At 61.3% G+C, this 15,501-nt stretch carries 20 protein-coding genes; 9 read left to right on the top strand and 11 right to left on the bottom strand.

The features are described 5' to 3' along the window. Positions 1 to 144: 144 nt before the first annotated feature. Entirely contained in the window at positions 145 to 1,746 is a 1,602-nt protein-coding gene (gene hisF, locus QZY03_RS16185) for an imidazole glycerol phosphate synthase subunit HisF (RefSeq protein ID WP_295582823.1), read from the bottom strand. 631 nt (positions 1,747 to 2,377) lie between these two features. On the opposite strand from hisF, the gene QZY03_RS16190 reads away from it, so the two are divergent. The 6 genes from QZY03_RS16190 (at position 2,378) to QZY03_RS16205 (ending at position 6,007) form a co-directional block, all read left to right on the top strand. After that, a complete protein-coding gene (locus tag QZY03_RS16190; protein WP_295582825.1) occupies positions 2,378 to 2,920 on the top strand; it encodes a hypothetical protein in 543 nt (180 codons plus the stop codon). 165 nt (positions 2,921 to 3,085) lie between these two features. Then, a complete protein-coding gene (locus QZY03_RS32145) occupies positions 3,086 to 3,517 on the top strand; it encodes a recombinase family protein (protein ID WP_366935526.1) in 432 nt (143 codons plus the stop codon). Positions 3,518 to 4,474: 957 nt separating this feature from the next. Then, on the top strand, positions 4,475 to 4,684 hold the full coding sequence (locus QZY03_RS16195; protein WP_295582827.1) for a type II toxin-antitoxin system HicB family antitoxin: 210 nt from the start codon (positions 4,475 to 4,477) through the stop codon (positions 4,682 to 4,684). Then, positions 4,681 to 4,857, top strand: a complete 177-nt coding sequence (locus QZY03_RS16200) for a type II toxin-antitoxin system HicA family toxin (protein ID WP_295582829.1) — start codon at positions 4,681 to 4,683, stop codon at positions 4,855 to 4,857. Before QZY03_RS16195 ends, QZY03_RS16200 begins: the two co-directional genes overlap by 4 nt. A 227-nt stretch (positions 4,858 to 5,084) precedes the next feature. Continuing rightward, entirely contained in the window at positions 5,085 to 5,321 is a 237-nt protein-coding gene (locus QZY03_RS32150; RefSeq protein WP_363169870.1) for a YgiT-type zinc finger protein, read from the top strand. Between the two features lie 107 nt (positions 5,322 to 5,428). Next, a complete protein-coding gene (locus QZY03_RS16205) occupies positions 5,429 to 6,007 on the top strand; it encodes a UPF0175 family protein (protein ID WP_295582830.1) in 579 nt (192 codons plus the stop codon). 573 nt (positions 6,008 to 6,580) lie between these two features. Here QZY03_RS16205 and dtd read toward each other — a convergent pair. The 6 genes from dtd to QZY03_RS16235 form a co-directional block, all read right to left on the bottom strand. Beyond that, positions 6,581 to 7,018 (bottom strand): D-aminoacyl-tRNA deacylase, encoded by a 438-nt coding sequence (dtd, locus tag QZY03_RS16210; RefSeq protein WP_295582832.1) that lies wholly within the window; start codon positions 7,016 to 7,018, stop codon positions 6,581 to 6,583. A 10-nt stretch (positions 7,019 to 7,028) separates the two neighbouring features. Then, positions 7,029 to 7,991 (bottom strand): prolyl aminopeptidase, encoded by a 963-nt coding sequence (pip, locus tag QZY03_RS16215; protein WP_295582834.1) that lies wholly within the window; start codon positions 7,989 to 7,991, stop codon positions 7,029 to 7,031. A 293-nt stretch (positions 7,992 to 8,284) separates the two neighbouring features. Next, on the bottom strand, positions 8,285 to 8,776 hold the full coding sequence (locus tag QZY03_RS16220) for a transcriptional repressor (RefSeq protein WP_295582836.1): 492 nt from the start codon (positions 8,774 to 8,776) through the stop codon (positions 8,285 to 8,287). Then, positions 8,773 to 9,678: a metal ABC transporter permease gene (locus tag QZY03_RS16225; RefSeq protein ID WP_295582839.1), complete on the bottom strand. Its 906-nt coding sequence runs from the start codon at positions 9,676 to 9,678 to the stop codon at positions 8,773 to 8,775. Before QZY03_RS16225 ends, QZY03_RS16220 begins: the two co-directional genes overlap by 4 nt. A gap of 2 nt (positions 9,679 to 9,680) precedes the next feature. Beyond that, positions 9,681 to 10,481 carry an ABC transporter ATP-binding protein gene (locus QZY03_RS16230; RefSeq protein WP_295582840.1) on the bottom strand — a complete coding sequence of 267 codons (801 nt, stop codon included), beginning with the start codon at positions 10,479 to 10,481 and terminating at the stop codon, positions 9,681 to 9,683. Continuing rightward, entirely contained in the window at positions 10,478 to 11,482 is a 1,005-nt protein-coding gene (locus tag QZY03_RS16235) for a zinc ABC transporter substrate-binding protein (RefSeq protein WP_295582842.1), read from the bottom strand. The genes QZY03_RS16230 and QZY03_RS16235 overlap by 4 nt, the downstream gene beginning before the upstream one ends. Positions 11,483 to 11,742: 260 nt before the next feature. Here QZY03_RS16235 and QZY03_RS16240 point away from each other — a divergent pair, with 260 nt between their 5' ends. Next, a complete protein-coding gene (locus tag QZY03_RS16240; RefSeq protein WP_295582844.1) occupies positions 11,743 to 12,051 on the top strand; it encodes an MTH1187 family thiamine-binding protein in 309 nt (102 codons plus the stop codon). 85 nt (positions 12,052 to 12,136) lie between these two features. Here the strand turns inward: QZY03_RS16240 and QZY03_RS16245 are convergent, their stop codons facing one another. From QZY03_RS16245 to QZY03_RS16260, 4 genes are all read right to left on the bottom strand, one after another. Beyond that, positions 12,137 to 12,652: a GNAT family N-acetyltransferase gene (locus tag QZY03_RS16245; RefSeq protein WP_295582846.1), complete on the bottom strand. Its 516-nt coding sequence runs from the start codon at positions 12,650 to 12,652 to the stop codon at positions 12,137 to 12,139. Continuing rightward, positions 12,649 to 12,933: a DUF1778 domain-containing protein gene (locus tag QZY03_RS16250; protein ID WP_295582847.1), complete on the bottom strand. Its 285-nt coding sequence runs from the start codon at positions 12,931 to 12,933 to the stop codon at positions 12,649 to 12,651. Before QZY03_RS16250 ends, QZY03_RS16245 begins: the two co-directional genes overlap by 4 nt. Positions 12,934 to 13,220: 287 nt before the next feature. Continuing rightward, entirely contained in the window at positions 13,221 to 13,703 is a 483-nt protein-coding gene (locus tag QZY03_RS16255) for an antitoxin (RefSeq protein WP_295582849.1), read from the bottom strand. Further along, positions 13,687 to 14,070 carry a nucleotidyltransferase family protein gene (locus tag QZY03_RS16260; RefSeq protein ID WP_295582851.1) on the bottom strand — a complete coding sequence of 128 codons (384 nt, stop codon included), beginning with the start codon at positions 14,068 to 14,070 and terminating at the stop codon, positions 13,687 to 13,689. Before QZY03_RS16260 ends, QZY03_RS16255 begins: the two co-directional genes overlap by 17 nt. On the opposite strand from QZY03_RS16260, the gene QZY03_RS16265 reads away from it, so the two are divergent. Together QZY03_RS16265 and QZY03_RS16270 are read left to right on the top strand one after the other, a co-directional pair. Continuing rightward, the gene (locus QZY03_RS16265) at positions 14,057 to 14,197 is read left to right on the top strand and encodes a hypothetical protein (RefSeq protein WP_295582853.1); all 141 of its coding nucleotides are present in this window, start codon (positions 14,057 to 14,059) and stop codon (positions 14,195 to 14,197) included. The genes QZY03_RS16260 and QZY03_RS16265 overlap by 14 nt on opposite strands. A gap of 50 nt (positions 14,198 to 14,247) precedes the next feature. Further along, entirely contained in the window at positions 14,248 to 15,042 is a 795-nt protein-coding gene (locus QZY03_RS16270) for an SDR family NAD(P)-dependent oxidoreductase (protein ID WP_295582855.1), read from the top strand. The last annotated feature ends 459 nt before the right edge of the window (positions 15,043 to 15,501 follow it).

Below are 15,501 nucleotides of genomic sequence, written 5' to 3' on the forward strand. Positions count from 1 at the left end.
CTACGGTAGGAGCGGCCCCAGGCCGCGACGAGTGTCGGCTTGAATCCGGCCGGATTAATGATCAAGGCCCCGGAAAAATTGCAGGTCTGTAGGGGCGACTTTAGTCGCCCCTGCACATCGGCAGATCCTTTCCCGAAAATTGCCTTAATCCCGCGTTTCCACCCCTTGCTCCACCAGATGGGACTTGACCGCCCGGATCGGTACTTCCCGACGATGAAAAATCCCGGCCGCCAGCGCGGCCTCCACCCCGACGGCCGCGAACACCTCGGAGAAATGCTCCACCCGTCCGGCCCCGCTGGAAGCGATCACCGGAATCCCGACCGCGTCGCGGACCGCGCGGATCATCTCCAGATCGAAACCCGCCCCGGTGCCGTCCCGGTCGATGCTGTTCAGCAGAATCTCCCCCGCACCCAAATCCTCGCACGCGCGGGCGAGTTCGACCACATCCAGATCGCGCCCCTCGCGCCCGCCCTTGACGGTGCACTGGAACCAGCAGAACCGCTCACCCTGGGGACCGGGAGTCGCGGTCTCGACCGTGTGATGCCGCGTCGCCGCCGGGTCGTCCACGTAAACCCGGCGCGGGTCGATCGAGATTACCACCGCCTGGTTGCCGTAGACCCGGGCAATCTGTTCGATGGAACTGCTGCCGTCCTTGCCGCCGCGCGCCAGATACTCCAACACGGTTTCGACCGCATCCGAGCCGATCGAAACCTTGTCGGCACCCGAGCGGAAATACTCATGCGCGACATCCAGCGCCGAATAGTGCCGACCCTGACCATCGGTGAAGGCGCGGATACCGCCGCCGATGGTCAGCGGCACGAAGACCCGCTCCGAGGTCCGCCGCAACACTTCCAGCATCGGCTGATCGGCCAGCGGAAAATCGCGGAACGCGGTGATATTCAGGAAAGTGATCTCGTCCGCCCCCTCCTCGTAATAGCGCCGCGCCAGATCGACCGGTTTGCCCAGATTGCGCACATCCCCGCCCTCCCCTTTCTCGCGCACGTCATACTGATCGCCCTTGGTCACCACCAGATCGCCCTGATCATTGGTGCGCACGTCCAGACAGGCAATGATGCGCTTGGCGAAGCGGGTCGGCTGCGCCGCGGCAGTCACCGCCGCCGGGGACAGCGCACCGCCCTCTTCACCGGCCAGGAACTGCCGCAGCACCTTCAACCCCGCCGCCCCGCTCTTCTCCGGGTGAAACTGCACCGCCGTCACCCGACCGCGCTGCACCGCGCTCAGAAAGGGGCGGCCGTAATCGGTCGTCGCGAGCCGCCAGTCCGCATTCTCCGGACCAGGCTCGGCGCGGTAGGAATGCACGAAGTAAAACTTCTCCCCCTGATACTGCGCGAACAGCGGCGAGGGCTGCTCCACCCGCACCCCGTTCCAGCCCATGTGCGGCACCGACAACGACGGATCATCGAAGCGCCGGATCAGCCCCGGGATCAGGCCAAGCCCGGCCACCCCCGGCGACTCCTCGCTCCCCTCGAACAACGTCTGGAGACCGATGCAAATCCCCAGAAACGGCCGTCCGGCCGCCAGATACGCCTTCAGCGGCTCCACATATCCGAGTCCGTGCAGACGCTCCATCGCCGCCCCAAAGGCGCCGACGCCGGGGAAGATCAGGCGCTCGGCCTTGAGGATATCCGTCGGGCGTTCGATCTCGGTGAGTTCGAACCCGAGGGCGTGAATAGCGTTGCGCAGGCTGCGGACATTGCCGGCGCCGTAGTCCAGAAGCGAGATCATGCTGGGATCCGGTGGCTGAAGGTGGATGAGGCGACGCCGCGTGGGCGCCGGATGGGCACCCGTCGCGGCACGATGGGCTAGTGTAACCTGCGGACGGGGGCGAAGCCCCTTGTTAGGCTTGAAGGTGGGGGAAAATCGAGGTTGCCGGGCTGGCGGGGCTCGGCATCGGCGAGCAGGTGCTCGCGGGAGTTGACGTGGGGTTGACCAGCGGTAAACCAGGTTATCGGGTGATCCGGGTGCTGCCCATGCCGCCCAACGCTCTTCCTTCCAATCATCTAAATTGGATCAACAGGCAGCAGTTGCAATATGTCGACGGGTTGGCGAAACTGCGGATCAGCAAGTTACTGTTGGCCTGAGACCTCTTGGAGATGGCCGGTCACGTGCTCGGCGATCCACCGTGACAAGGACTCGGGATGCAGGGTATCCAGAGCCAGTCGGCGAACGCACTCGCGGCGGATCGGATCGTTTCGGGTACGCCAACCGAGCACGTTCAGGTAGCGGACACAACGCGATCGTGCGTCGTCTTGGCGGCGGGGGGTGGGCGCGGTAGGATACTTGGGTGGTAGACTGCATGCAGTCTAGACCAATAGCATCCTAATCCAACCTAGGAACAGGTTAGGCCCAGCAAACCATGACTCCCGGTTCACCTGAATTCAGTGCGTCCATAGCACTCTTTGCAGCAGGCGTATCTGCCGTCGGTGCATTGATCGCCTTTTTTTCCGTTTTCATAGCAAGGAAGAACTGGCGCGACTCAAATAGGCCCGTGGTTTCGGCTTACGTCGATGAAGAAAGCGGCGGCGCGGGGATAACCATATTCAATCTCTTCTTGAAGAACACGGGTAATCGCCCAGCAACATTGATCCAACTCCACGCAGCCGAAGCAGACATTGAGCGTATTATCGCGGAGCAAGCTGAATCCAAGCGCCGTGAGCATATTAAGACAGTTTTTTCCGAAGAGAGCCGCCTCGCGATTTTGCACCCCGAAGAAACGCTTGTAACCTCATTTGGCCTTGCGTCCACCAGTCCGAACGAACAGTGGCTCAAGTACGGCGAGGAGTTTCCTGTCCAAGTGACCTATCGTGACCTGGAAGGCCGGAAGTATAAGTCACATTTATTTATTCGAGTTCGGCCTCGTGAGGGGTTCGGCGGCGGGGTGTGGAAAAGTGCAGCCTAAGAAAATTTGGGCGCGGTTTAATCTTGACAACCAAGAATAGCCTAACCTACGCCTTAAATGAGAGTGCGCGCCACGGGCGTTGTACTAATTATCAGCATCATCAGAGGCGCGCGCCGCTTTAGGCTGCACGTTAGACGAGTACAGCAAAGGTCACGAAAGAACCATATGGAATACATCCTTCTGTGGATATTATTTTCCGTCTTTAGCGGCGTAATTGCTAAGTCGCGAAATCAGGACGTTCTGTTGTGGGCACTAGTGGGTCTCTTTTTTGGGCCTTTCGGACTTATTGTGGCTTTCTTGCCATCAGAAACAGAAGGCTTGCAAAGCACAAGTCGACAAGCAATAACCAAATGCAAGAAGTGCCAGGAAGCTATTCAGTTTAACGCACGAATATGTCGGCACTGTGGTACACATTTTCCATACCTCGCAGAGCCAGCACGCTCACATGTGGAGTTAATAGAGAAGCATTATGTTCAGGGTGCATCTCCAATTCAAATAGCGCACGCGCTAAACGAGAAAGGTATTCGGCCTGCAACTGGAGGTCAAGCATGGAATCCGGGAACTGTTGCAGATATTATTAAAGGACATATTTCTTAGTGGAAAAGGAAAAGGGTAGAGAGCAGGTCGCCCATCGCCGTAGCCGTGGCTTATCTGTTGCCGCCCCTTTCGGTTGGCGGTGCCTAAGTAGCCGAAGCATATAGTGAGTTCCGGTGACAGTTTATTTAATTCATGCAGCGGCGAAGAACCATATTGCTTAACGAACGCCCAAAGAGCGAGCGCGCGCAATCAGGGTTCGACTAATAGGGGACAGACCACGACTAATAGGGGACACGACTAATAGGAGACAGACCACGATTTTCCCCCTAACCCCCAGCCCAGGCGGTAAAGAAGATGAATAATCGCCTAATCTTCGCTTCAATAGCGAGCACGCGCAACTGGCGTTATGCTGTTTGCGGTTTCCTCGGTGGCGCGCGCCGCCTTAACCTGCGTAGGCAGCGTAATAGGGGACCAGCGTAATAGGGGACCAGCGTAATAGGGGACACGTAATAGGGGACAGACCACGATTTTCCCCGCACGTAATAGCCATAAGTACATCAATATATTCGCTATGAGCGCTTAATTATTTATCTTTCTTTTAAATCAATGCTTTGCAATTATTGGCGCCTACAAATATTTCACTTGAAGTACTTATAATAGGGGCAGATCAAGGAAAGGGGGCCAGCCTCAATTAGACTTTGCTCCTTCTGCAGGATTTCATTGAGCCTGGCCCCTCATTCTAAACTGCGGCCTTTGCTCTCGTTCAGGCCGCATCCTAGCAAGCACGACTAATAGGGGACCACGACTAATAGGGGACAGACCACGATTTTCCCCCTAGCCTCCAGCCCATGCGGTAAAGAAGATGAATAATCGCCTAATCTTCGCTTCAATAGCGAGCACGCGCAACTGGAGTTATGCTGTTTTGCGGTTTCCTCGGTGGCGCGCGCCGCCTTAACCTGCGTAGGCAGTGGTAAGCCAGAGATACGATTCCGTAGCCACAAGCAAATGGTGAGTAAGATGCAGCGGCAGTTCACACTTGAGTATTGGATTGATGACGCCTGGTATGTCGGCAAGTTGCAGGAAGTACCTGGCGTTTTCAGTCAGGGCGAGACACTTGAGGAACTAGAAGATAATATTAGGGATGCTTACGCTCTTGTGATGGAAGAGCAACTGTCGCATTCTCGTCCGGAATCCAAGACAAAGGAAATACTGGTGAACGCCGCGTGAAACGAGGGAACTTCATTCGCGAACTTGTCAACGCTGGCTGTTACCTGAGTCGTCATGGAAAGCGCCATGATTTATATGTTAATCCTAACAATGGCAAACAGGCGCCTGTACCTCGGCACTCGGAACTGAAGGACAGCTTGTGTCTTCTCATCAAGAAACAGTTGGGAATCTAGAGCGGCAAGATTGGCGCAGCAGGCAGAATCAAGTTTCGATATTGAAAACGCGGTACTCATTGGCAAAATCACACTTTTGAAAAAGATGATGATCGAGGCATCAAGTGCGTGATTGAGGGAACCGCGGTCAATCCTGAGATACAGATTGGCGTGGTCGGCCGTTTTGCGACCAGCCAACGATTCCTTATTATCACGGTTTACGAAATCACTAGCTAGGGGTGCGCGCTATGTACGGGTATAAGTGCGAATATTGCCGGGGTACGGTGCAGGCAAGAGTTGTGAAAAGAGAAGCATTTAAGCATAAGACGCAATTTGTCATATTGGAAGATGTGACAATAGGTATCTGCGATACTTGCGGGAATCGCTACTACTCGGCAGACCTTGTTCGTTCCGTTCATGATATCGCCACGGGAGCACGAGCAGCCGAAAAAACGGAAGTGGTCCTCGTCGGCCATGCCGCCTAGACAACCTGGGGTAACGCAACCAGATTAGTAAAAAAAGGCCAGGCTCAATTACTTCTCAAGGTCTCGCCTAAGTAGTACGTGCCCCTCTTTCCTGGCGGTGTAACACGATGAAAGTCAAAGATCTCATCACCCGGATCGAGTCTGACGGCTGGATACAGGTTCGCCGGAAAGGTAGCCATCGTCAGTTTCATCATCCAACGAAACCGGGAACGGTCACTATGAATTCCGGGGACAGTTTACTTAACTCGCAAACTCCAAGGCGCAGACCTGCCCAACCTGCCGTGCCCCTGCCGCTGTCTGCCTTACATTGCGGTTACCCTCTTGCAGAAAGTAAGCGCCGCCGATTTCCGCTCGGAAAATATATGCAAGCTTTCAGCGTAGACGACCTTCAGATGCATCCCGAAGCCTTAGCTGCATCGGCACAGGCAGGGCAACTTGCGTTGGTAACCAAGCATGGCCAGCCGCTCTTCGTTAGCGTGCCATTCGATGAAACGATGTTGCGCGAAGGAGTACATGTCGCACTTGCAGTGAATCTATTCAAGTCCGGTGAGTTTTCGTCTGGTAAAGCCGCTGAACTGGCACGCATGTCGAAAATTTCATTTAGAGAGTTTGTAAGTCGCCTGGGAATCCCGGTGGTTGACTATCCTGCTGATCAGATCAAGGCGGAGATGGCAGGCTTCGATTGAAAAAGCCTGTTATTGTTGGCCTTGATCATATTCCGGCCACCCGCCGTTGCGGCAGCCCGTCGCGGCCGCGACGAGTGCCGACTTGGATCTGGCCGGATTAATGATCAAGGCCGGTAAGCACGCGAGCCGCACCACCCGTCCGCGGTGCGGTTCGTTCCTCACCGCACCCTACAAGTCCAGCCTATCCGGTTGGCCGGAGCGATGACCAAATGCCGTGCCGCGCAACCCAGACGGGTGCGATCGAATCTGTGTTCATCTGTTACATCGGTGGATCAATCCGAGTGCTCGCTGTGCCCGAAACGATGCTCAAGGCAATTCACGGGAACGATAGCCATCGGACGTGATAACCGGACGTAGGGGCGGGTTTCAAACCCGCCCCTATACCAAGGGTCTGTCCGGATATCAGGTAGGAAGGCTATAACATCCAGACTGCGCATGCCTGCCGGATCCGTGGGACTCTCGGGGCGACTGAAGTCGCCCCTACAGGTCGTCGGTCCGCACAGCGGACCCTACTGGTCACGGTGTTACCCTAGGGTCCGCTGTGCGGACCGTTCGCGGCTGGACGGCTCGATCTCAAGCCTCCAGCCAAAAGGTCACGGGTCCGTCGTTGACCAGACTGACCTGCATGTCGGCACCAAAGCGGCCGGTGGCGACCGTCGGATGGGCGCGGCAGGCGCTGGCGACCAGATGGTCGAACAGGCGCTCACCGTCCGTCGGCGATGCGGCAGAGGTGAAGCTGGCGCGGGTGCCCTTGCGGGTGTCGGCAGCCAGTGTGAATTGCGGCACCAGCAGCAGTCCGCCGCCGATGTCGCGCAGGCTGCGGTTCATGCGCCCGGTGTCATCCGGAAAGACGCGGTAACCGAGCAGGCGCTCCAACAGCCGCTCGGCCCGCGCCGGCGTATCCTCCGGCTGTACCGCGACCAGGACCAGGAGCCCGAGCCCGATGGCGCCCAGGGTCTCGCCGGCCACCTCGACCCGCGCCCGCGTGACCCGCTGTAAGAGTCCGATCATCCTGATCCGCTCACCCGAGCACTTGGGCGAACTGATCCGTGGCCTCCACCAAGGCCGCCCGGATGCCCGGTTCGAAGGCCGAGTGACCGGCATCCGCGATGACCTTGAGTTCGGCATCCGGCCAGGCTTGATGCAGGTCCCAGGCGGAACGCAGCGGACAGATCAAGTCGTAACGCCCCTGGACGATCACCCCAGGAATGTCGGCGAGCCGGCCGGCATTCGCAATCAGTTGGTCGGGCTCCAGAAAGGCGTTGTTCACGAAATAATGCGACTCGATGCGCGCCAGACTCAGCGCCAGATGCGGATCGGCGAAATGGGCCTGGATATTGGCGTTGGCCAGCAGGGTCGCGGTCCGGCCTTCCCAGATCGACCAGGCCTTGGCCGCCGCCATGCGTGTCACCTCGTCGGCGCCGGTGAGGCGGCGGTGATAGGCGGCGAGCAGGTCGGAACGCTCCGACACGGGGATCGGCGCCAGAAAGTCCTCCCAGTAGTCGGGAAATACCCAACTGGCGCCTTCCTGATAGAACCAGCGGATTTCGAAGGGCCGACACAAAAAGATCCCCCGCACCACCAGTGCGAGCACCCGGTCCGGGTGGGTTTCGGCGTAGGCCAGCGCCAGGGTCGACCCCCAGGATCCGCCGAAGACCAGCCAACGCTCGACCCCGAGCCGCTCACGAATGCGCTCAAGATCGGCCACCAGATCCCAGGTGGTGTTGGCGGCGAGCGAGGCATGGGGGGTGGAACGGCCGCACCCGCGCTGATCGAACAGGATGATGCGGTAGCGACGCGGATCAAAAAAGCGCCGATGCGCGGCCTCGCAGCCGGCGCCCGGACCGCCGTGCAGGAAGACCGCGGGGATGCCATCGGGGCGCCCGCACTCCTCCAGATAGAGCCGATGGCCGTCACCGACCGGCAGCTCATAGGTGGCATAGGGCGTCAGCGGTGGATAGAGATCATGCTGGGTGTTTTTCATAGTCGCCAGGATAGAGGGCGAAGCGCACGACGGCAATCGGTCCCCCGTGTCGGACAATTCCTACACTACGCGACGGTGATTCCCGACAGGCTATGGCCGACCGATCGGCCATACTCACCCTGTCGCCACCCGGTAAACCAGGGACGGATCGGCCGCGCACCCGCGGTCACGCACATTCCTTACCAGACCAAGCACGGCGACACCCCCGCCGCGGGATGCGGCGGGGGTTTTTTTTCGAGAACAACACTCTTTGCGACTCGACTGGCCATGACAGGCTCCACGAGGACACGGGGCTAGTCGACAAGCCCTCGCACGCGATCCGCCTCCTCCTTGCGTGCACACTCCTCCTTGCGCGCGCAGCGCGCACAGATCCCCATCACCTCGACGACCCGGCGCCTGGGCAGAAAACCGCTCTCGCGCGTGACGCTCGCCAGACTGCGCTCAACCGCGTCATCCTTGAGTTCAGCAACATCGCCGCACTCCAAACAGATCAGAAACTCGCTGGAGTGCGGGTGTTCCGGGTGATCACACCCGACGAAGGCGTGCAGGCTCTCGATCTTGTGGATCAGGCCCTGCTCCAACAGGAACTCCAGGGCGCGGTAAACCGTCGGCGGGGCGACGACCCGCGGACCCTCGCGCATGGCATCCATGATCTCGTAAGCGCCGACCGGCCGGCCGGCCGCGCACAGGATCTCCAACACCCGCCGCCGCTGGTCGGTGAGACGAACCCCGCGCTCCCGGCACATCACCTCGGCACGAGCGATCTCCGCGCGCGGCGCGGTCATGGGTTTGGCCCCGCCGGACCGAGGATACCGCCCACGGCAGGCATCGCCGCGGGAACGGGCCGCTGGGCGAGACGCCTGGCGCGCCGCCGGGTCAGCAACCCGCTCAGCACGGCGGAGGCCACATAGACAGCCCCGGCCAGGAGGATGATCGTCGGCCCGGCGGGCAAGTCGGGCGTATACGACAGGGCGAGTCCACCGGAGGTGAAGCCGATCCCGAGCAAGGTCGCGATCACCATCATCCCCCCCAGCGAATGCACATAATGACCCGCCACCGCGGCCGGCAGGGTCAGCAGCGCGATGACCAGAATCAGGCCCACCACCTGAATCAGCAACACCACGGTTACCGCCACCAGACACAGCAGCAGCAAATAGAAAAAGGTCACCGGCACTCCGCGCAGACGGGCGAACTCCTCGTCGAAACTCACGGCCAGGAACTGCCGGTAGAAGAGCGCCACGGTCAACACCAGGGCGAGATCCAGCCCGGCCATCAGCCACAGGTCTCGTTGCGGGACCAGCAGAATGTTACCGAACAGATAGCTCATGAGGTCCGTACTGTAACCCGGCGTCTTGGCGATAAAGAGGATACCCACCGCCATCCCGATCGCCCAGAGGGCGCCAACCAGGGTGTCCTCCTGCGCACTCCAGGCGAGCCGCACGCCGCCGATGATCAGGGCCGACACCAGGGCCGCGATCAAGGCCCCCAGCAGCGGATCGAAACCGAAGTAGAGTGCGGCCCCCATGCCGCCGAGCACCGAGTGCGCGATCCCCCCGGCCAGGAAGGCGATGCGCTTGACCACCACATAAGTGCCAATGACCCCGCAGCCGATACTGGCCAACAGACCGGCGAGCAACGCGGTGCGCAGGAAGGCATGGTCGGTCAGAGCGGTAATGAATTCACTCATGGTCAATGCCCATGTGCCACGGCGCGCACATCCGCGTGGTAGAGACGGTGAAGCAGATCTCCATCCACCGCCTCGGTGCGATGGCAGATCAAGGTGCGGTTGAGACAGGCCACCCGTTTCACATAGCCGGAGATGAAGGCGATGTCGTGAGAAACCACCAGGATGGTCAGACGCGCGTTCAGGCGCGCGAGCAACTCGAAGATATCACCTTCCACCCGCTGATCGATGTTGGCCGTAGGCTCATCCAGGATCAGTATCCGCGGCTCACCGACCAGCGCACGGGCAAGCAGGACGCGCTGCAACTGACCACCCGACAAGGTTCCAATGCGCCGCGGCGCAAGATCCAGAGCCTCCACTTCCGCCAGCGCCGCCCGCACCGCCACCCGATCCGCCGGGCGGTACCAGCCCAGTTGCGAGCCCAGCCCCAGACGACCCATCAAGACCACCTGCTCCACCGAAATCGGGAAATCACGCGGGAATGTCGGGTACTGGGGCACATAGCCCAGTTGACGGCGCGCCTCGCGCGGGGGTCTTCCGAGCACCCGAATACGCCCGGTCTGGGGCGCCAACAACCCCAGAATGAGTTTGAGCAAGGTGCTCTTGCCGCCGGCGTTCGGCCCCACCAGCCCCAGGAACTCACCCGCCGCGATCACCAGATCGACACCGACCAACACCGGGTTGTCGCCATAGGAAAAGCCGAGATTTTCGACGGCGATGACCGGCTGGCTCAGTGACCCGCTCCCGGCCTGACTCAGGGATTGACTCAGGGATTGACTTGGCGCCTGATGCAAGGTCGGACTCATGGTGTCGCCGGCCCGGCAATCAGGTCAGTGAGCCGCCGCAACGTGGCGAAATAGTCCGCGGCGAGCGGGTCCACGGACTCCACCCGCCCGCCGATGGCCGCCGCGATCTGCTCGGCCGCGCGCGGGCTGAACTGCGGCTGAACCAGGACCACCGTGACCGCGTTGGCGCGCGCCGCATCGATCAGCCCCGCCAGGGCGCGCCCACCGGGCTCCTTACCCTCGTACTCCACCGACACCTGAGTCAGCCCATAGGTCTCCGCGTAATAGCCCCAGGCCGGGTGGAACACCATGAAACGGCGCTCCTTGACCGGGGCCAGGCGGGCAAGGATCGCGGCATCCAGGGCGTCCAGATCGGCCGCGAAACGGTCATAGTTCGCCCTGAAGGCATCCGCCTGCTCAGGCCGCAGCGCGATCAGCGCATCGCGAATGCCCGCCCCCATCGACTTCACCAGCGGCGGACTGGTCCAGACATGGGTATCCAGGGCTTCGTGGCCGTGATCCGCGTGGGACGGCTCTTGATGCTGGTCCGGTGCCCCGCCGTCATGGTCATGGTCGGCAAGACCCCGCGAGTCATCAATCGTTTGCACCACGTCGCTCGGCCGCAACCGGATGTTGTCGCGGGCGTCCAGCACCCGCATCCGCGCGTTGGTCGCCCGAATGCGCGGGAGCCAGGCGTCTTCCAACGACATCCCGACCCGCACATAGAGATCCGCGTCCGCCAGAGCCGCAATTTGACGCGGGCTCGGCTCATAGGCGTGGGGGTTCTGGCCGGGCCGAACCAGGGCCTGCACCCGCACCTGATCGCCGCCGATCCGCTCGACGAAAGTCGCCAGCGGTACCACGGTGGTGAAAACCGACAGCGGCTGGCCGCCCGGATCGGCGGCCCAGGCAGGCCTAGGCAGCCCGAGCCCGCTCGCAGCGACCATACAGCACACGACCAGGGCGGCCGGGCGAGCCCTTGCGAGCATCATCGGAACCAGCAAGCGGAGGGCGAGGAACATGGAAACTCAGTAGGATATAGGCACCGGAAGACCGGCAGGCAGGACGACATGATATCTTATAACGTGCCGACCGCAAGGCCGGGCACGCGGCGGGGTCGAACAGCAAGGGCCCCTTTGCGGTGTGATCAGACGCGGACCAGCGCACCCGGCGCGGATTGAGGTTACGCTTTGCCAGGACGATCGACAGCCCTTGTTTCCGCTCGCCGAACACCAAGACAAATACTAAACACTTCGATCCCAGAGAGATCCGCTATTAACCAATGAACGTCATCGCACAATTCACGGTCATCCCCATCGGCACCGGTACCTCGCTGTCGGCCTATGTTGCGGCTTGCGAACGCGTCCTGGCCGCGACCGGACTGACGTACGAACTGCATGCCAACGGAACCAACCTGGAGGGCGACTGGGAACCCGTCATGGACGCCATCAAGCGCTGTCATGAGACCCTGCACGCAATGGGTGTGCCGCGTATCTCGACCAATGTCACGATTGGCACCCGCAGCGACCGCCCGCAGCGGATGGCTGAAAAGATCGCCAGTGTGCGGGAGAAATTGGCAGACCAAAACTGAGTCGCGGCACGCTCGCCGCGGCGGCCTTGATCATCGCTCCGGCCAGCAATGCTCATTTGGAGTCCAAGGCTTCAACCTAGGACTGTCAATCTCCAGCGCAACCCCGTCCGCTCACAACGTCTTTCAGCGGAAGGAAAAGTTGCCGTGGGACCAGGCCGAAGGGCACAAAACCCTGGCGACGATAAAATGCCTCTGCATGCTCGTTCTTGGCATCAACCACCAGGGCAAAGACCGCCACCTCCGAACGCGCGGCCCGCGTGACCGCATCCCAGAGCATGGCGCTGCCAAGACCTTGGCCTTGATAGTCCCGATCGACGGCCAAGCGACCGAGCCTCGCCACGGGTATCGACGGATACCGCGGCAGACGTTTGACAATCGACTCCGGCATGTCGGATAAGGGAATGCCCGCGGCGGCCAGCGTGTAGTACCCGGCAACCCGTGATGTTGCGGACGCGATGGCGACATAGCAGGCCGTCAATCGGCGGCGCATATCCTGGGTGACGCGGGTCGTAAAGTATTGATCCAACGCCTCGACGCCACAGGCAAAGCCGGTCCGGTCATGGTCGGGTGCCAGCGCTTCAAGTCGAAACGGCGCCGTCACTCTGAACCGAACAGTCGGGCGTGGGTCTCTTGGGCACGCAGCAGCGCCGGCGTCGGAGTCGGGGGACTCAGCAGCGCATCGACGAAGCGCCGTTGATCATCCGCGGAAAGACGGATGATGCTGGTCTCCTCGATGGCGCGGTGCGCGGCTTCCTGCGCGGCGGCAACGACAAAATCACTGACGCTACGCCCTTGGATCTCGGCGGCGCGTTTGACGAGCAGCAGCGCCTCGGGCGCAATCCGCGCCTCAAGGCGCGCGGTGCGGTTGGATGCGACGAGCATGATCAATCTCCTTTTACCGCATCAATATGTACGGTAGAGTTACGGACATGTCAAGACCGATCTTGTTGCGGTACTTGTAGCAGCCCCGAAGGTCCGCGCCACGCCCGTGATACGGGCCGGCACACCGTCGATCAGGTGCTTGACGACGGCATCGGTCAGGGTGGTCCCGGGGAATCGCACGATCTACAGAGGCCCGCAGAGATGCCGGCCGTTCAGACGCGAGGGCACGCGCCTTGTTCGGAAGGGAGCCAAACCTCGAACGGCGCCTGAGTGGTGCCGCGAAGCGCCTAAGGCGTCAACCCTTCGATCTGCCCCAGAAAGCCGTTGACTTGGACGTGCAACAGCGCCGCGGCACGCCGGAACCGCGAGGCGACCAGCCGTTCGCGATCCCAGTCCAGCTCAAACGAGTAACAGTTGCGGAAGACATGGCGAAAGCCGCGAAAGTCATCGAGTAACCGATACAGCTCCGCGTCGATGACCGCCGGGCGGTAGCCGGGGATTTCCAGACGCATGCGGCGTAGCAGGTCGGCGTGCCAGCTCCCGGCGCCCAGGTCGTTCTCGAAGAAGGCGGCGATGGCACGGAAAATGTTCTCGCAGCCGTTGTAGAAATTGTGCAGCAGATAGCCGATGGCACCGCGATCGTAGTCGCTCACCGCCTCCGCGGGCAGCGCGAGGTGGGGCTCCGCGGAGGCGAACAGACATTCCAGACGCGCGATCTTCGCCAGCTCATCGCGCACATCGGCGCACAATAGCTCAGGGGTGCGTGCCATAAATCACCTGACCTCGCGCAATGATTTTCGCGACGAACACCGGGTCGTCATCCTGAGTAAAGAGGTCCAAGGGCCGCCCCAGTGCCTGTTCCAGATCGCGGCGCAGGTCCCAATAGGCCGCCGCGCTCACCCCCAACACCAGCAGGTCCACGTCTGACTGGGCACCGGCCCGACCCGCGGCGATGGAGCCGAACAGGTAGGCCCGAGTCACACCATAGGAATGCAGGATCGGGGCCGCGGCCAGACGGACCTGAGCCTCCAGTCGCGCGGAGGCGATCCGGGTCTGCGCGCGCTCAAGGTCCCAGCGGGCCTTGAGTTTGCTGAAATCGAAGGGGAGACTGGTCGGTTCAGGGATGGAATTGATCATGGTGGTGGCGTTGCTGGATCATTTCGATGACACCCATCGCCTGGTCTGTCGCGCGACTGAGACCAACCTGGTGATCATCGCGTACCGCTTCCATTATGGCACTTGCGCCGTCCGAATTTTCCGCTGAATCCGGCAAGCAGGCCGCATTCTTCCGACACCACCAACGAGGACAACACGATGGATCTTCAACTTCAAGGTAAGCAGGCACTGGTCACCGGGTCGACCGCGGGGATCGGCTTCGCCGCGGCGCTGGGCCTCGCCCGTGAGGGGGCCGAGGTCATCGTCAACGGGCGCACCCAGGCGCGCGCGGACCAGGCGGCGGAGCATATCCGTACGCAGGTGCCGGGCGCACAGGTCAGGGCGGTCGCGGCGGATCTGTCGCATGCCGAGGGCTGCGCGGCCCTGATCAGCGCCGTTCCGGAACTGGATGTGCTGGTCAACAATCTCGGCATCTTTGAGCCGAAGGACTTCGCGGAGATCAGCGACGCGGACTGGCTGCGCTTCTTCGAGACCAATGTCATGAGCGGGGTGCGCCTGTCGCGGCATTATCTCACGGGGATGCGCACGCGCGACTGGGGCCGGATCGTCTTCGTCTCCAGTGAGTCGGGGGTGCAGATCCCGGCGGAGATGATCCACTACGGCATGACCAAGACCGCCCAATTGGCGATCGCTCGGGGCCTCGCCGAGACCACCGTCGGCACCGGCATCACAATCAACAGCGTGCGGCCGGGGCCGACGCGCTCCGAGGGCGTGGCGACCTTTGTCGAGCAGATCGCCCGGCAGCGCGGAGTCGCCTTTGAGGCAATGGAGCGGGAGTTTTTCGAAACCACCCGACCCTCGTCGCTGCTGCGGCGTTTCGCCAGCGTTGAGGAGGTCGCGAACATGATCCTGTACGCCTGCAGCGCGGCCTCGTCCGCGACCAATGGCGCGGCGCTGCGCGTCGACGGCGGTGTCGTGCGCGCGATTCCCTGAGGGGCTTGGACGAGCAATCTCGCGCACCTTGCGGCCAAGGGCGTGTCAGAAGTGATGTGGTTGGTTTGGGCCGGGCCTTTCGGTAGGATGGACAGAACGAGAGAGTTTGGACAAGCGGAAATGTTGGGGTTCGTTCCTCACCCCAACCTACAGGATTGCGATGTTTTCGGGTTCGGAGCGAATACGCTCACACTCTCGAGAGCGATGCCCATGCATCCTCAAGCATCGCGGTGGCCGGATGGGCATCGCTCTCGCTCTGCCCATCCTACGCGCGTCTGCGACCACATCACTTTGGACCGCACCCGTTGCGTTGCGTCCACAGCAATTCCAAATTTGGGCAGCATCGCGCAGCCCCCCTGGTGGATGCGGCGCGCACGACCGGCGTGCCGGGTCCCTGACACCGAGCGGCGCGCCTTATCCACCCTACAGCGGGCCGGTTTTGTAGGGTGGATAAGCGTA

It is taken from the genome of uncultured Lamprocystis sp., from assembly GCF_903933125.1.
Taxonomy (GTDB): Bacteria; Pseudomonadota; Gammaproteobacteria; order Chromatiales; family Chromatiaceae; genus Thiodictyon.

What these genes read in the sequence shown, in the direction of transcription:
- hisF (WP_295582823.1), bottom strand. Translation starts at nt 1,746, where the DNA reads ATGATCTCGCTTCTGGACTACGGCGCCGGCAATGTCCGCAGCCTGCGC.
- QZY03_RS16190 (WP_295582825.1), top strand. Translation starts at nt 2,378, where the DNA reads ATGACTCCCGGTTCACCTGAATTCAGTGCGTCCATAGCACTCTTTGCA.
- QZY03_RS32145 (WP_366935526.1), top strand. Translation starts at nt 3,086, where the DNA reads ATGGAATACATCCTTCTGTGGATATTATTTTCCGTCTTTAGCGGCGTA.
- QZY03_RS16195 (WP_295582827.1), top strand. Translation starts at nt 4,475, where the DNA reads ATGCAGCGGCAGTTCACACTTGAGTATTGGATTGATGACGCCTGGTAT.
- QZY03_RS32150 (WP_363169870.1), top strand. Translation starts at nt 5,085, where the DNA reads ATGTACGGGTATAAGTGCGAATATTGCCGGGGTACGGTGCAGGCAAGA.
- QZY03_RS16205 (WP_295582830.1), top strand. Translation starts at nt 5,429, where the DNA reads ATGAAAGTCAAAGATCTCATCACCCGGATCGAGTCTGACGGCTGGATA.
- dtd (WP_295582832.1), bottom strand. Translation starts at nt 7,018, where the DNA reads ATGATCGGACTCTTACAGCGGGTCACGCGGGCGCGGGTCGAGGTGGCC.
- pip (WP_295582834.1), bottom strand. Translation starts at nt 7,991, where the DNA reads ATGAAAAACACCCAGCATGATCTCTATCCACCGCTGACGCCCTATGCC.
- QZY03_RS16220 (WP_295582836.1), bottom strand. Translation starts at nt 8,776, where the DNA reads ATGACCGCGCCGCGCGCGGAGATCGCTCGTGCCGAGGTGATGTGCCGG.
- QZY03_RS16225 (WP_295582839.1), bottom strand. Translation starts at nt 9,678, where the DNA reads ATGAGTGAATTCATTACCGCTCTGACCGACCATGCCTTCCTGCGCACC.
- QZY03_RS16230 (WP_295582840.1), bottom strand. Translation starts at nt 10,481, where the DNA reads ATGAGTCCGACCTTGCATCAGGCGCCAAGTCAATCCCTGAGTCAATCC.
- QZY03_RS16235 (WP_295582842.1), bottom strand. Translation starts at nt 11,482, where the DNA reads ATGTTCCTCGCCCTCCGCTTGCTGGTTCCGATGATGCTCGCAAGGGCT.
- QZY03_RS16240 (WP_295582844.1), top strand. Translation starts at nt 11,743, where the DNA reads ATGAACGTCATCGCACAATTCACGGTCATCCCCATCGGCACCGGTACC.
- QZY03_RS16250 (WP_295582847.1), bottom strand. Translation starts at nt 12,933, where the DNA reads ATGCTCGTCGCATCCAACCGCACCGCGCGCCTTGAGGCGCGGATTGCG.
- QZY03_RS16255 (WP_295582849.1), bottom strand. Translation starts at nt 13,703, where the DNA reads ATGGCACGCACCCCTGAGCTATTGTGCGCCGATGTGCGCGATGAGCTG.
- QZY03_RS16265 (WP_295582853.1), top strand. Translation starts at nt 14,057, where the DNA reads ATGGAATTGATCATGGTGGTGGCGTTGCTGGATCATTTCGATGACACC.
- QZY03_RS16260 (WP_295582851.1), bottom strand. Translation starts at nt 14,070, where the DNA reads ATGATCAATTCCATCCCTGAACCGACCAGTCTCCCCTTCGATTTCAGC.
- QZY03_RS16270 (WP_295582855.1), top strand. Translation starts at nt 14,248, where the DNA reads ATGGATCTTCAACTTCAAGGTAAGCAGGCACTGGTCACCGGGTCGACC.